Consider the following 15,496-nt stretch of genomic DNA (forward strand, 5'->3'; position numbering starts at 1 on the left):
CCGCTGGGATGTCCGCACCGTTGCGGGAACTGCTCGATCCGACCATCACTCACCAGATCAACCAGCTCGACCTCAACCCCGGGTCCCGGGTGTTGGAGATCGGCGCCGGAACCGGTCACGTCACCGCCCTCCTCGCCCGCGCCGTCGGACCGCTGGGTCGTGTCGTCGCGGTCGATGACGACACCACCTACCTGAAGCCGAGCGCCGTGGTGGACGTCTACGGCCGCGACGTCGCCGTCAACCCCGACGCGGTACCCGGCGACGCGGAGAGCATCGACCTGGTCGTCGCGCGGTGGCCGCACCACCGGCTGGTCGACCCGGCCGCGCTGATCGACCGCATGCTCGCCCGCCTGCGCCCGGGTGGATGGCTCGTCCTCGCCGATGTCACCGACACCCGCCCGCGTGTGCACCGCGCTGACACCTCGGGCGACGAGGACCTGATCAATCGGGTCGTACGCAGGCTTTACGACACGACCCTCGGCGCCGGTGGCACCGGCCGCTGGCCCGGCGACGTCGAAGGACTGCTGCACGGCCGGGGCATGGAACGGGTGTGCCTGAGCGCCGCGTCGGAGACGTGGACCGGCGGCGGTCCCGGCTGCGGCGTCCTCGCCGGCATCGTCGACCACGCCCGGACCACCCTCCGGGCCCTCGGCGTCCACGTCGACGACATCGACTACTTCCAGACGGTCATGGCTGATCCTCACGTTCTACTGCGGTCGATCGAGCGCCGCGGCCTGCACGCTCGCAAACCCGCCTAACGGCCCGAGCGGTGCCGCTGGGGGATCGGCAACCTCCAGCGTCACGTCCGGTGATCATCGCGATGTGGTCACCGGAAGGCAGTGACCGGCTCCCAGGGCCCGGCACTGTCAGGACGACCACGCCGGGATGAGGGCCCGACGGGTCGGCCAGGCCGGCGGCAGAACACCCCGAACCTGCCGCCGGCCACCCACCACCACACCCAGTAGCCGGCACGCGAAGTGATGCCGCCGGCATCACCACCACCCGCAACCTCGCCGCCTGACATCACTGCACCTGCATCAGCGAACGGACATTCCCATGCATCTGGACGCGTCCCCGTGACCCGACGCCCCGTCACCGTCCACCGGACGCCAGCGTTCATCGCCGGCGTGATCGCGCAGGTGACCGCCGCACACGACCGCCCCGGACCAGGTCGCCTCACCGCAGTCGTCGACCGGGTCGCCCGCGCGCACGGGCTGTCCGCCGCCACCGTCCGCGCGTGGCTGACCGAGGCACGGTACTCACCGCAGACACCGCTGCCCTACGGTCTGCTGCACTGCGGCCTGTGCGGCGCACCGTTCGCGAGCATCGCCCGCGCCGAGGAGCCGCCAGTGTTCCTGTGCACCCCGCCGTGCGGGCGTGAGCCCATCGCCGCCGACGCGGTGTCACAGGCGGTCGGCGTGATCGTGCTTCGACGCGCGCCCCGGCTGGTCCCTGCGGGATTCGCGGCCGACGCGGCCTCCTACGCCGCAGCGGTGATCCTGCGCATCATCGTCGGTGCCACCCTCAACGACCTGAGGGTCACCTGGCGCACCGCCCCACCACACACCCACATCGCCCAACGTCTGCACACCGCACGCCGCCACGCCTACCGCCGCGACTACCGCCAAGCCGTGCGGCTGCTGCGCGGCGCCCTGCACCACATCGACCCGCTGCGCCACCTACCCACCACTGACCTGATCACCGCCCGCGCCGCCGCCCTGCTCGCCGACACGGCCCTCACCGCCCGCGCCGTCGGCGCCCGCGAGTGGGCTGCCTTCGCCCACCGCAGCCTGGCCCGGCGCTACGACGACCCCACGCACCCGGAGGTCCGCGACGCCCTCGCGGTCCTCGCCGCCGCCACCTCCACCGCCGGCGACCACGCCAACGCGTGTCACCTCTACCGCGACTTGGTCCGCCACCACAGCGACGCCGAAGGACCCGCCGCGCTGCCCACTCTCACCGCTCAGGCGCTGCTCACGGTCGCCCTGCACGCCACCGGCCAGTTCGAACAGGCCGCGTCCCTCCTGCGCCGCACCGCCGCCGCAATGAACTCCAGCCCACGCCATGACCAGGCCGCCGTGCGGCTGGCCAAGCAACTCGCCACCATGCACGACACCGCCCGCCCCACGCTCCCAGCGGGGACGATCGCGCGCAGCTCCCACGGCCACCTGCCCGGCCACCTCGAACCGCCACCGTCCCCACGCCCGTACATGGGGAGCGCTGGCGGTGGGCCCGGAGCAGGTTCGCGGACACCAGCACGGGGTCCGCAGTCCGTCCCATTACCGCCGGCCACGGAGCAGCGGGCATGCCGCCCCGGCCGCTGACGGCCAATCGTCGGCGCATCATCATCGCCCTGCTGCGTCATCCGGACCGGACGTGGACGGTGCGCGAGTTGGCCGACACCGTGCCGGATGTGCCAGCGAGCGCGGTCCGCGACACGATCAACCAGTTCCTCGCCGAGAACATCCTGCGGCAGGTCTCTGGCCGTGGTGCGCTGACCGTCGCGCTCACCGAGCCGGGACATCACCTGCTCCGTCGTCGCGTCCCGCGCTCGGCCGGGGCGCCACGGGGCCCGCCGCCCGCGACGCGACCCCGGCCATCACCCCGCAACGCAATGACAGGAATCGAAGCCCGCCTTCACTCCTGGCCGTTATCCATCCCTACGCGATCCGACCCGGTCACTGCGACTCCAAAGTGGTGCCCCCACCGTGGAGTTCCGGGGCCGCGGCCGGCTCGACTGTAGTGATGACCATCAGTGCCACTGGGCTGCGCCGGCCCCGGGGCGACGAGCCCCGGCGACGCGCGATCCACCACCCGAAGGAGTACCAACATGCTCACGTCACCTGCGCCGCTCGACGTCACCGACGGATCCGCGACCGGGCCCATGGGCGACCTGGCCATGGCCTTCGCCCTGGACGTCTCGGTCATCGAGCAGGGCGACCTCGGCGGACTCGTCCAGCTGACCGACGACGGGTGCGGCAGCACCTGCACGGCCTGCACCACCGGCTGATCTATCCGCTGTAGCCGGGGCCGGCCAGCGACACCTGCGTCGCTGGCCGGCACCCGGTCGGTCGAACTGGAGGTTCACGTGCGGATGTCAGTGCCGTCTACGGAGTTCGCCGTGGCGGGTCCCGCCATGGTCAGGGCCTGCGCTCATCCGCAGGTGCCGCTGCCGCCATGGCCAACGGCTGGACCGCCTGGGCAGGAGGTGGCGTCCGGGCGGACCTGGCTGCGTCGGGTGTGGTCGCTGCCGGCGGTCGCTGAGGCCATCAGCCACGCCAGCCCCGCCCTGGCGCAGGTGGTCCGCGACTGCTGCGGCGACGGGTGCGACGACGCGCGCAAGGTGCGCCGCGCGATGCTGGCGGTGCTGCGCTACGTGCTGCGGATGACCGGCCGGCCGACACCGTTCGGGCTGCTCGCCGGCGTGGCGCCCGCGAGGTTCGCCGATCAACCCGCGGTGACGTGGGGACCGGCGCACCGGGCGGTAGCGGCGCCCGCCGCCGGATGGCTCGCTGCACTCATCGCCGCTCTCGAAGGTGATCCGCTGGTGTCGCGCCGCATGCGCGTGGTGTCCAACTCCGCGGCGGCTGTGCGCGGGGAGCAGCTTGTGGTTCCGCACCAGCCGGTGGCGGATCAGCGCGGCGTGCTGCCCACTGAGGTCACCATCCGGCTGACCCCGGCGCTGCGGCTGGTCCTCGACGCCGCGCAGACGCCCGTGCCCGTCGCCGACCTGGTGGCGAAGCTGCACGCCGAGTTCCCCGACGCGCCGGTGGCGCCGATCGAGGCGATGGTTTCGACCCTGGTGTCCCGGAGGGCGCTGCTCACCAACCTGCACGCGCCGTCCACGGACCCCGACGCCCTCGGCCACCTCATCCGGGCTCTCACCGATGCCGCCGGCATCGGAGTGACCGACGACCGCGACGACGCCGCGCGTGTCAGCCTGATCGGGCGGCTGCGCGCGGTCGCGGCGTTGCTGGCCGAGCACAACGACGCTGCGGCGGCCGGACAGCCGGCGATCCGCGACCGTCTCACCGCGGCGATGCTTCGGATACAGCCATGGGTGGGGCATCCCCTCGCGCTTGACCTGCGCCTCGATGCCGCATTCGTACTGCCGGCGTCCGTGGGTGACGAGGTGCGGCGCGCGGCGCTGGTCTTCGCAAGGCTGAGCGAGTACCCCTACGGCACCCCGGCCTGGCGGGACTATCACCGGCTGTTCTACGAGCGCTACGGCCTCGGGTCGCTGGTGCCGCTGCTGGAGCTCGTCGATCCAGACAGCGGGATCGGGTTTCCCGCCGGCTATCCGGGCACGCTGGTGGACCCGCCGCCGGCGAGGTTGAAGCCGCGCGACGAGCTGCTGCTGGCGCTGGTGCAGGACGCGGTGCTCGACGGCCGCGACGAGATCGTGCTCGACGAGGCGCTGATCAACCGGCTCGACGCCGGTCCCGCGCCCGCGCGGCTGCCGTCACACCTGGAGATGGCGGTGCGGGTCAACGCCCCCAGCCCGCAGGACCTGCGCCAGGGCAGCTACACCCTGGAAGCGGTGCAGATCTCCCGCAACGTCGGCGGGTTGACCGGCCGGTTCCTGCCCGTGCTCGAACCCGAACACGCGCACGGGCACCGGGAAGCGTTGGCCGCGCTGCCCGGCAGCGACGCGGACACCATCGCAGTGCAGGTGTCCTACCCGCCGCTGGATCCCGCGACCGCGCACGTGACCCGGGCGCCGCAGGCCCTGCCGATGGTGCTCAGCATCGCCGAGCACCGGCCGGCGACCGAGCAGGCGCTCACGGTGCGCGACATCGCGGTCGGATGCGACGGGCGGAGGCTGTTTTTGGCCGTGCCCCGGCTGGGCCGCCGCATCGAGGTGAGCGCCCTACACAGCTTGAACCTGCGCACCCACACCCCAGGGTTGGCCCGGTTCCTGATCGAGGTCACCCGGGCGCAGTGCGCGCAGGTCACCGGGTTCCGCTGGGGCGCGGCGGCGCACCTGCCCTACCGGCCCCGTCTGTGCTACGGCCGCGTCGTCCTGTCCCCGGCGGCGTGGCGCATCGACGCGGACGAGCTTCCCGAGCGGCGCAGCCCGGAGGCGGTATGGGAGGCCGGGCTGGTGGCGTGGCGGCAGCGGCGGCGGATGCCGAACCAGGTGCGGCTTGTCGTGGACGACAAGCGGCTGCTGCTGGATCTCGCCGAGCCAGGCCATCGGGCGGTGCTGCGCCGGCACCTGGACGTCACGGGCCACGCGGTGCTCACCGAAGTGGTGGACCCGGCCGGGACCGACTGGTGCGACGGCCGGCCACACGAGGTCATCGTGCCGTTGCGGGCCAGTGCGCCGCCGCCGTGGCCACGGCTTCCCGTTCCCACGGCGACGCGCCTGCTCGGCCGCGATCACGGGGACGTGCCGGGAGCCTCCACGATCCTGTACGCACAGCTGTTCGGTGACCTGCGCCGCCAGGACGTGATCCTCGCCGAGCACCTTCCGCGGCTGCTGGGCGCCTTCGACGCCGAGCCGGACTGGTGGTTCATCCGCTACCGCGACGCGGACCGCTTCGACCCGCACCTGCGCCTGCGGATCCGCCTTCCCCACGCCGAGGCGTTCGGGGACGCCGTGACCCGGGTCAGCAGGTGGGCGGCGGCGCTGCACCGCGACGGGCTGCTGCGCGAGATCCGCTATCCGACGTCGTACTCGGAGCCCGGCCGGTGGGGCGCGGGACCGGTGCTCCGCGCTGCCGAGCAGGTGTTCACCGCTGACTCGCGCGCCGTGCTCGCCCAGCTCCAACAGCCGAACCGGCCGCCCCGCCAGGCGCTGATCGCCGCCCACACCGTCGCCATCGCCAGCGCCTACCTCGGCAACACCTCGGCGGGCATGCGGTGGCTGGTCGAGCGTCTGCCCGCCACCGCCCCGAGCCAGTCGACGCCTCGGCCGGTCTACCGCGCGGCCGTGCGCCTCGCCGACCCGACTGGCGACTGGGCGGCGCTGCGCGACACCTCCGTCGGCCCGGCGATTATCGACGCGTGGGCCGCCCGCGACGTCGCCCTCACCGACTGGCGGCGACAGCTCCTCAGCGGCGGCCCGGACACCGACGGCGTCGACGCCGACGACGCGCTGCGGCACATCCTGCACGGCCACTACATTCGCGCCCACGGCATCGACTTCGATGACGAACCGCATTGCCTGCACCTCGCCCGGGCCGCCGCGCTCGCCTGGTTGGCCCGACACCGCGAGCAGTGCCCATGACCGACAACCAGCAGCAGTTCCTGGCTGTCGCCGAGGCGGTCGCGGCGCAGCTGGCCGATCCTGCCATCGCGTCCGCCCTGGCAGCCGGACGGACGTGGTGGCCGCACCACCTGGCCCACGGCGCACCCGGCATCGTGCTCCTGCACGCCGAACTCGCCGCCGCCGGCACCGCGCCGTGGAGCCGCGTGCAGCACTGGCTCGCCTACGCCGCCGGCCACACCGTGACCTCGGGGGCGGACAGCCACCTCAACTACGGCGCTCCCGCTCTCGCCGTGGCGATGGCCACCGTCGCCGAGCAGATCCCCGGCGCCTACCAGACGAGCTTGAACGTCCTGGACGCCACCATCGCCGACGACACCCTTCGTCGAGTCGCCGTGATCACCGGCCGGCTGGAACCCGGCCAGCGGCCCCTGCTGGCCGACTTCGACGTGGTCCGCGGGGTCACCGGCGTCGGTGGATACCTGCTGCGCCGCCGGCCCGGCGATCCCGCCGTCACCGCGGTGCTGTCCTACCTGGTCCGGCTGACCCGCCCCGTCATCCACCGGGGGCAGCGGGTGCCGGGGTGGTGGACGCCCGTCAGCCCGCACGGCGACCGCGACGACCGCTATCCGGGCGGGCACGCCAACCTCGGCGTGGCCCACGGCATCGCCGGCCCACTCACCCTGCTCGCCCTGGCCACCCGCGCCGGCGTGACCGTGCCCGGCCAGAGCGAGGCCATCGCCACCATCTGCGCCTGGCTCGACCAATGGCGCACCGGCACCGACACCACCCCGACCTGGCCGTACTGGATCACCTGGGACGAGCACCGCGCCGGCCGCCCAAGCGAACCGGCGCACCCCCGCCGCCCGTCGTGGTGCTACGGCACCGCCGGGCTGGCCCGCGCCCAGCAACTCGCCGCGCTCGCCCTGCACGACCCCGGCCGCCAGCACGCCTCCGAGCAGGCCCTGCTGTTCGCCCTGACCGACCCCGGCCACCGCGCCGCCGTCACCGACGCGTCGCTGTGCCACGGCTGGGCCGGCATGGCCCACATCGCCGCCCGCGCCGCCACCGACGCCACACCGGCCACCGCCGCCGCGCTGCGGGACACCGCCGCGCGCCTCCTCGACGTCGTGCACCAACCGGGCACCGACCCGCGCGACACCGCAGCCGCCCTGCTCGCGCCCGACGGCGGCGGACCCGGCCTGCTCGACGGCGCGGCCGGCACCGCCCTAGCCAGCCTCACCGCCGCCGGCCTGACACCGCGCACGCGCTGGGACGCGTGCCTGCTCATCACCTGACCGAAGCCGTCTGACAACCCCCGGGAGAGATCCACGTCCATGACCGCACCCACCTGGCACCAGAGGACCATCAACGCCGACACCCACCGGCAGGCCGTCGCCGCGCACGTCGCCCCCGAACTGGACCGCCTCACCCGCCTCGGCGTGCTGACCGGCTGGTGGTACATCCGCAAGCACCAGTGGCGGCTACGGCTGCACACCGATGCCGCCGGCATCACGCAGGTCACCGAGCTGCTCGACAACCTGACCGCCGACGAGCAGATCACCGGCTGGCGCCCCGGGGTATATGAGCCGGAAACCCTCGCCTTCGGCGGCGCTGACGGCATGGCGAGCGCGCATCGGCTCTTCCACGCCGACAGCAGCAACCAACTCGCCTGGGACCGGGCCACCGCACACACGCCACCGGCGCTCGGCCAACGGGAAATGACCGCCCTGCTGTGCGGAGTCCTGCTGCGCAGCGCCGGCCTCGACCGCTACGAGCAGGCCGACACCTGGGCGAAGGTCGCCGTCGAACGACCCCTCAGCCACGCCGACCCGGCGCTGCACGACGCCCAGCAACGCGCCCCGCTGGTGCAGGCCATGACGAAGCTGCTCACCGTCAACCCGGCCAGCCTCAGCGCTCCGCCGGACGGCCCGCTCACCGCCTGGACGCCCTGGATCGCCGCGTTCGAGACCGCCGGCCAGGAACTACTGACCCTCGCCCGCGACGGCCGACTGCGCCGCGGCCTACGCGCGGCGCTCGCCCACCACATCATCTTCCACGCCAACCGAGCCGCGATCAGCGTCCCGGACCTGTCCACCATGGCGGCGCTGGCGATGACCGACACCCTCGGCTTCACCGCCGTGGTGTCGTTCGCCGCCGACCCGTCACTGAACCCTAGGGTTGACCAAGTGACCACTGTCAGCGATCACGACTCCGATACGCCCGACGACCTGCGCGCCATCATGACCCAGCGGCTGACCGACGAGAAGGTCATCCGCACCCCCGCCGTCCGCGACGCGTTCGACACCGTCCCCCGGCACCTGTTCGTCCCCGGCGTCACCCCGAAGGCCGCCTACCTCGACGACGCGGTCTACACCAAGTACGCCGCCGACGGCACCAAGATCAGCGCCGCGAGTCAACCCCGCATCGTCGCCATGATGCTCGAACAACTCGACCTGCACCCCGGCCACAACGTCCTGGAAGCCGGCGCCGGCACCGGCTACAACGCCGCCCTCATGGGCCACATCGTCGGGCGGAACGGGGACGTTCACACCATCGACGTCGACGCGGACCTCGTCGAAGGCGCCGTCGCCCACCTCGCCGCCGCCGGCGCCGACAACGTGGGCGTGCTCCTCGGTGACGGCGCGCGGGGGCACGGCGAGTGCGCCCCCTACGACCGGATCATCGCCACCGTCGGCGTGTGGGACGTCCCCGCGGCCTGGCTCCGGCAGCTTGCCCCGACCGGGCGGATGGTGGTGCCGCTGCGCCTGCGCGGCGCGACGTCGCGCTCCATCGCCTTCACCCGCACCCCCGACGGCCTCGTCAGCGTCGACAGTCAGCTCGCCGTGTTCATGCCCCTGCGCGGCAGCCTCGACGACGCCCGCCGCATTGTCGCGATCAACGAGGAGCGCGACGTCACCCTGGCCGTCAACAAGGACCAGACCGTCGATGCCGCGCTGCTCACCGGCGTCCTCGACACGCCCGCGCATACCCGCTGGACCGGTGTGATCTTCCCGCCGATGGTGCCGTACGAGTGGATCGAGCTGTGGCTCGCCCTGCGGTTGCCGAACTCGATCCTGCGGATGAACACCGACCGCCTCGCCGTCGACCGCGGCCAGGTCACCCCGATGCACCCGCAGTGGGGCGCCATGGCCACCGTCGAAGGACCCGACCTCGCCTACCTCACCCTGCGCCCCACCGAACCCGTGGACGGGCGCAAGCGCTACGAAATCGGCGTCATCGGCCACGGCCCCGACGGCGCCACCCTGGCCGACATCGTCGCGGCCGAGGCCGCACAGTGGGACCGCGAGTACCGCTCCCGCAGCGTGCGCTTCGAAATCCCGACCGGCCACGCCGGCGAGCACGCGCCGGACAAGGGCCGATTCGTCATCGACCGCCCACACCACCCAGTCACCGTCATCTGGGAATAGACGATGATCGCCGGGACGACAGCTCGCCGCTTTCCCCTCGTCGCCCGGTCACGGCCGCTGTGCACCGCCCTGCCCGCGAGGATCGGCGCCCTCGCCGACCTCGCGGCCAAGGCGCACCACCACAGCGACCTGACCGCCGCCGCACGCGTCTACAACCAGGCCGCTCTCATCGCCTCCGACTGCGGCCAACCCGACCTCGCTCGCCAGTGGTGCCACCGCCACGCCCGAGCATGGCTCAACCGCCGAAACCTCAGCACCACCCCGGGCCGCCACGTCATCGAACCCCTGGTCAACCTCGCCCGCCTGCACATTCGAGCCGGCGAACACGACGATGGCCTCGCGCTCCTCACCGAGCTCTACCACGCCGTCGCCCACCGCACCGACACCACCATCGACGGCATCCACCTTCCCACCGCCGCGCTGACCCCCACCCACGAGACCCACCGCAACCTCACTCAATGGCTTTGGACGGTCCACCTGGCAGAGGGCGCCCGCGTGCTCACCAGCGCCGGCCGCTGGGACGAAGCCGAAGCACACCTCCAGCACCACCACGGCATCGGCAACCGCATGCTCGACGGCCGCCAAGTCGCCATCATCGCCCGCATCCAGCGCGGTCAACACGAGGGCGCTCTGCGGATTATCGATCAGACCCAGAATGGCGAGGCATGGGAAGCCGCCGTAGGGGCCTGCCTCACAGCGATGTGCCGCGTGGGCGGACCACGAGCAGTGGATATCGGTCTGATGGCGGCGCGCTATCAGGAGATGAGCGCGGACCCTCCGCTGATCGTGTTCCGCACCCGCCTCGCGCTGTCCATGATCGAACTAGCCGGCGGCCCTTCCGGCCATGGTGTGAAGGTTCTCGCACGCCGCACCATCGACGCAGCGGTCACGGCCATGGACGGGTACGCCGCCCGGGACATACTAAGCTGCTCCGGGTGGGCAACGACTGAGCCCGACGCACGGCAAGCGCTCCTTAACGTGCTCGCCGAGAGCGGACTCGACCGTCCTCTGCCAGCACCGCTGCTGGGGCGGCTGACGGCCGTGCTCGCGCAAACTGATGCCGTAATCTCTAACGCCGAGCCTATTTCAGCTAGCGAGTCCGATAGGGCGACTCCCTCTCCTGATGCCGGCGGCATCACGCGGCTCCGTCAATGGCAACATCCTGCGGCCGAACCTCAACGGCGTAACGCTGAGAAACCAGACGATCGTCTTCTGCCTGTACTTCCGAAATTGATGCCGCCGCCTGCCGCCGGCCCACCCCACGCGTGACTTACCCGGCCGCGCCGGTGATACCGCCTCGGCCGTTGCCATCGGCAACAGCGCTTCATCCGTTCTGACCCGAGGAAGAGGAAGCAGCGAATGAGCCAGACCGACACGGACGTCGCCGACCGCGCTGCCGAGCTGCGCGCCGCGCTCGTGAGCGACCTGCGAGCCCGAGGCAACATCACCTCGGAGGCGGTGGAGGCGGCGGTGCGCAGGGTGCCACGCGAGCGGTTCATGCCCGCCGGCACCGACCTGAACGTCGCCTACGCCGTCGACAACTCGGTGGTGACCAAGCGCAACGAACACGGGGTGGCGATCTCGTCGGTGTCCGCGGCCTACATCCAGGCGCGGATGCTGGAGCAGGCCGAACTCGCGCCGGGTATGACGGTGTTGGAGGTCGGCTCCGGTGGTCTGAACGCCGCGTACCTCGCCGAGATCGTCGGCCCCGGTGGTCGCGTCGTGAGCGTGGACATCGACCCCGACGTCACCGACCGGGCCGCGGCGCTGCTCGAAGTCAACGGCTACGGCAGCCGCGTGCGGGTCCTCGTCGCCGACGCGGAGCACGGTGTGCCCGACGAGGGGCCGTTCGACGCGATCATCGTCACCGTCGGGGCCTGGGACATCGCCCCCGCGTTGCTCGACCAACTGGCCGAAGGCGGCGTGATCGTCCTGCCGCTGATCATGAACGCGGTCACGAGGACGGTCGGCTTTCGCCGCGATGGCGACCACCTGATCAGCAACTCGGTGGAGGTCGCCGGGTTCGTGCCGATGCAGGGCGACGGCGCGCACCCCGACCGGGTGTTCCTCCTGCCCGACGGCAACGGCCGGCACGTGCGGCTGCTGTTCGACTCCGACGTGCCCGATCACCTGGACCGTCTCGACGGCGTCCTCGCCGGCGAACGCTGCGAGGTGTGGTCCGGCGTGACCGTCGCGAGCGGGGTGTCGTTCGCCGACCTGCATCTGTGGTTCGCGTGGTTCCTGCCCGGCTTCTGCCGCGTCGCCGCCGACGACGGAACCGACCTGGCCGCCGAGCGCCTCTGGTTCCCGTACGGCGTCGTCTACGGCGCGGGCTTCGCCTATCTGGCGTTGCAGCCCGTACCCGAGGGGGAGGGTTTCGAGTTCGGGGCCCGCGCCTTCGGCCCGGACGGCGAACGCGCCGCCGCCGCGATGGTCGAGCAGATCCGGGCCTGGGACCGCGCCGGGCGGGACGTCGAGCCCCGCTTTTGCTACTGGCCCGCCGACAGCGACCACGCCCGCATTCCCGCCGACGCCGCCGTCATGGACAAGACCCACGGCGTCATCTCAATTTCCTGGTCCTGATCCCGCCGCAGATTTGGCGAGGTTGCGGCTCGGCAGTGAGCCGGCCGCCGGTGCTTCCGCAGTCGGTGCGGGCCGTACGCGCAGACTTGACAGGGTGAGGCCGTCAGCACCAGCGACACCGTCGGCGGACGGAGCAGGCGAGACGCCTGGAGCCGGCGCCGGCCGACGCACCCCGGGGTGCGACTCCGGTGCCCATTGGAACGTCTCACTAGCTGCGGCCGGCGCTGGGTGCTCACCCGACAACCCACCGGAGCCCGAGCTAACGAGTGGTGTCATGACGGTGCTCACGTCCGACGCATCGAAGAACTATCCCGACACGCGACCGTGCCTACAGGTCGGGGGACCATGGCGTGTCGTACCGTCACCTCCATGCATCATTCATTTAGGCGATGCATGCGCCCATAATGGGCATGAAGGAGGGGCGGGAAGCAACGCCTCCCGCCCCGGTGGACGTCAGCGACGCTCGCGTCCGCAAAACATGACCGTCGCCAACTGTCCCAACACCGCGAGGACCTTTGCCACCACGGCGAGGTCCTCGCGCTGTAGACAGGCCGCGACGAGCGTGGCCAGCTCCAGCGTGGACCTCACAACCGGCCAGACCTGCGCTGAACGCGAGTCAGGCCGTGATGGCTCCGGCTCCTGCTTCTTGACCACCAAACCCTCCAATCCGGTGCCCACATCCGGAGCACCCGGGTGGCGCCGGCAAGGCGTTAAGCCCGGCCTGGAGGTCGTGCGGTTGCAGCAGTGCTAGGCAGTGACGGTACGGATTGACGCGGGTAAGCTCCGGACGACACGCCCGAGCCGGGATCGCCGACCTACGTTGGCCGGCCCAGCCTCCAGGACGGCAGGCGGGTCACCGTCGCTGCCGTCGATGATCTGGTTGAACAGAGGCCACGATCGAGTCCGTCGCGACGAAGCCGGCCACCGCTCCGCGCCGCGTCGAGATCGCCGGCATGCACCCTTCGATCTCGGCGGCCTCCGGAGCTTTGTTCGCCGACCAGCACTACAGCCGGGCCGTATTCGCCGCCTTCCAGGCTGTCGAGCACCGCGTTCGACAGAACAGCGGCCTGCAAGAATCCGGCGTTCTCCTGATGAACCGCGCCTTTGGCACGAACCCGAGAATCGACCTCGCCCGACACTCCGGTCGCAACGCCGAGGACGAACGCATGGGCTTCCGCTTCCTGTTCGCCAGCGCCATGCAGGCCATCCGTAACCCCCGCGTCGACTTCACCGACGCCACCGAGGCCGTCGAAGTCGTTCTGCTCGCAGATCTCCTGCTCCGGCTCATCAAGAAGATCCCCGAGTAACAATCGTCGTCGTGAAGTAGGCGGTGGTTACTTGACGGAATTGCCGTCGTCGACGCTGCGGACCGGGCCGACCCGGCCGACCGGTGCGGCCGGGTCGGGTGGGCCAGTAAGTGCCGCTGCGCGATGCCGTAGCGGTACCGACTGTCGACGACGACGGCGTCCGGTACGCCCGCTGGCACCCAGGGTGCCTACACAGCGAACAACGCGAACGGAGGATCCGGCGGTAGTCCTGTCTGGCATACGGATCCCACCTGACTCTCTGCGCCGGAGGTAGGACTGGTCGGCGAGGCTGATGATCTTTGAAGTTCGGCGGGCTTTCAGGTATTGATGACCTCGGTGGGGAGCCAACGGTGGCCGCCCCAGAGTCGGCGACCGTCGTAGACGATTCGGCCATCGGCGACCAGGCGGTGAACCGCAGCCTGGACGTCGTCCTTGGAAAAGCCGGTGGCGGCGGCCATGGCGGTAATGGTGGCCGCGCCCCCGCGAACGGCGGATAGCACCCGGTTGGTTACGACGATCACCTGCGCCGCTCGCTGCTCCCGCGCCGCCGTCTCCCGCTGGGCCTGTCGCTCGGCGTCAGCGGCTCTGGCGGTAAGAACTCTCTTCCACGCTATCGACCCGGCTGGTGTGGTGATGTACCGCAACACCATCGGGCGCTCGCCGAACTGAAATGGTGAACTGGTGCGCGGGTAGTGGTGCCCCTGCGTGATGTGATACTCAGGGTCCTCGGCTGGGTCCGTGTTCTTGCAGATCACCAGCCGGCCTGCGTCGACGTGCTCGCTGATGACATCGCCGAACTTCTCCCACGCGACTCCCTGGGTGGGCCACCAGGCTGCGACGCGGGACCTGGTCGACTGAAACGACAGGCCGTGGTTCACCTGTACATCCCAGTCCACGTACAGCTCCTCGACGAGAACAGGCCTGTCCGCGCCATCGGCGAAGCGTAGGGCGCGGCGCGAAAGCGCGGCTTGGGGGGAATCAGGAGTTGTCACGCCCTGCATGATGACGTATGGCTGCCGTCTGACAACAGTGGGTAGTTGGGCTGAATGTGGCGGATACAGGGCTACGCCGCCCGGAGACGTCCTGGCCTGCCCCGCATGGGTATCCCTAGGCTAGGATCGAGGCACCGCAAGCGCTGCTCGATGCTGGCGGACTCGGTCGCCCTGCGCCATCAACGCTGCTGGGACGGCTCACGGCCGCGCTCGCACGATGTGATGCGATGATCTTTAACGCCGACGCTGCTTCAGTAAAGGCAATCGGGTAGCGCGACGCCGGCATCAGATAGCACCTCTAGCGGCAACGTAGTGCTGCCCAACGACAACGGTCGAGCGCTGAGGAACCATCCCAGCAGGCCATGATGAAACACAGTCGAATCCGCGCACAGGTGGATCCCAGCTGCGGGCGAAAGGATGGATGGCGGCCGTGACTTACGAGCAACTGCCGGAAGTGCTTCGACGATTCGACCGCAAGCCCAGCGCGATCGTCGCCGAAGCGATCCCGACCCAGGTCCTGTGGATCTGTCTACTGTATCTGCCCAGCCTGGGCGGCCGGCTGGGACTGATCGGCGTCAACGAATGGCGCTTGGGGGGCCACGGCATGGGTGACATCAGCGGACGTGACGCCGACGACAAGATCGTCGCTCACATAGAGTTAAAGTCTGCCACCGCCAAGGCGAACGTGGGATCCAGGTGCTTCGACGGATGCGGACAAGAGCTGTATCAGCTTGAACACATGGCCCACCGACCCTACGCGCAGATCGCCCTGGTCACGCACACCGCCCGCTTTCACGTGGCGCAGAAGATGGCTCAGCGGGCTGGACTCGGGGAGCGGGTGCAGATCAAGTCGTTCGCTGAGGTCGCAGACGCGATCGACCTCTCGCTGGCCCAGGATGGCACGCCACGTGACGACTTGCTTGAGAGCCTCTTCGACGTGGAGACTGCGCCGCCGTCGTAGAGGCGCACCGG

At 71.0% G+C, this 15,496-nt stretch carries 12 protein-coding genes; 10 read left to right on the top strand and 2 right to left on the bottom strand.

The annotated features are described in order from the left end of the window. Positions 1 to 8 precede the first annotated feature (8 nt). The 8 genes from O7618_RS24655 (at position 9) to fxlM (O7618_RS24690) (ending at position 12,225) form a co-directional block, all read left to right on the top strand. The gene (locus O7618_RS24655; RefSeq protein WP_278108500.1) at positions 9 to 758 is read left to right on the top strand and encodes a methyltransferase domain-containing protein; all 750 of its coding nucleotides are present in this window, start codon (positions 9 to 11) and stop codon (positions 756 to 758) included. Positions 759 to 1,076: 318 nt separating this feature from the next. Next, positions 1,077 to 2,324 (top strand): hypothetical protein, encoded by a 1,248-nt coding sequence (locus O7618_RS24660; protein WP_278108501.1) that lies wholly within the window; start codon positions 1,077 to 1,079, stop codon positions 2,322 to 2,324. Between the two features lie 506 nt (positions 2,325 to 2,830). After that, positions 2,831 to 3,010, top strand: coding sequence for an FxLD family lanthipeptide (fxlA, locus tag O7618_RS24665; RefSeq protein ID WP_278108503.1), 180 nt, complete (start codon positions 2,831 to 2,833; stop codon positions 3,008 to 3,010). A gap of 198 nt (positions 3,011 to 3,208) precedes the next feature. Next, positions 3,209 to 6,232, top strand: coding sequence for a lantibiotic dehydratase (locus O7618_RS24670; protein WP_278108505.1), 3,024 nt, complete (start codon positions 3,209 to 3,211; stop codon positions 6,230 to 6,232). Further along, positions 6,229 to 7,509, top strand: a complete 1,281-nt coding sequence (locus tag O7618_RS24675) for a lanthionine synthetase C family protein (RefSeq protein ID WP_278108506.1) — start codon at positions 6,229 to 6,231, stop codon at positions 7,507 to 7,509. Before O7618_RS24670 ends, O7618_RS24675 begins: the two co-directional genes overlap by 4 nt. Positions 7,510 to 7,548: 39 nt before the next feature. Then, positions 7,549 to 9,642 (top strand): methyltransferase, FxLD system, encoded by a 2,094-nt coding sequence (gene fxlM / locus O7618_RS24680; protein ID WP_278108507.1) that lies wholly within the window; start codon positions 7,549 to 7,551, stop codon positions 9,640 to 9,642. A 3-nt stretch (positions 9,643 to 9,645) separates the two neighbouring features. Continuing rightward, positions 9,646 to 10,911: a hypothetical protein gene (locus O7618_RS24685; RefSeq protein WP_278108508.1), complete on the top strand. Its 1,266-nt coding sequence runs from the start codon at positions 9,646 to 9,648 to the stop codon at positions 10,909 to 10,911. A gap of 90 nt (positions 10,912 to 11,001) precedes the next feature. Further along, complete coding sequence (fxlM, locus tag O7618_RS24690) at positions 11,002 to 12,225, top strand: methyltransferase, FxLD system (RefSeq protein WP_278108509.1); 1,224 nt, start codon at positions 11,002 to 11,004, stop codon at positions 12,223 to 12,225. A 453-nt stretch (positions 12,226 to 12,678) separates the two neighbouring features. On the opposite strand, the gene O7618_RS24695 is transcribed toward fxlM (O7618_RS24690), so the two are convergent. Continuing rightward, positions 12,679 to 12,879, bottom strand: coding sequence for a hypothetical protein (locus tag O7618_RS24695; RefSeq protein WP_278108510.1), 201 nt, complete (start codon positions 12,877 to 12,879; stop codon positions 12,679 to 12,681). Between the two features lie 299 nt (positions 12,880 to 13,178). Here O7618_RS24695 and O7618_RS24700 point away from each other — a divergent pair, with 299 nt between their 5' ends. Beyond that, positions 13,179 to 13,532: a TIGR02391 family protein gene (locus tag O7618_RS24700; RefSeq protein WP_278108511.1), complete on the top strand. Its 354-nt coding sequence runs from the start codon at positions 13,179 to 13,181 to the stop codon at positions 13,530 to 13,532. A 317-nt stretch (positions 13,533 to 13,849) separates the two neighbouring features. Here the strand turns inward: O7618_RS24700 and O7618_RS24705 are convergent, their stop codons facing one another. Beyond that, positions 13,850 to 14,524, bottom strand: coding sequence for a hypothetical protein (locus O7618_RS24705; protein WP_278108512.1), 675 nt, complete (start codon positions 14,522 to 14,524; stop codon positions 13,850 to 13,852). Between the two features lie 430 nt (positions 14,525 to 14,954). On the opposite strand from O7618_RS24705, the gene O7618_RS24710 reads away from it, so the two are divergent. Further along, a complete protein-coding gene (locus O7618_RS24710) occupies positions 14,955 to 15,485 on the top strand; it encodes a hypothetical protein (RefSeq protein WP_278108513.1) in 531 nt (176 codons plus the stop codon). Positions 15,486 to 15,496 lie beyond the last annotated feature (11 nt).

The organism is Micromonospora sp. WMMD980 (genome assembly GCF_029626035.1).
In the GTDB taxonomy this organism is placed as follows: domain Bacteria; phylum Actinomycetota; class Actinomycetes; order Mycobacteriales; family Micromonosporaceae; genus Micromonospora.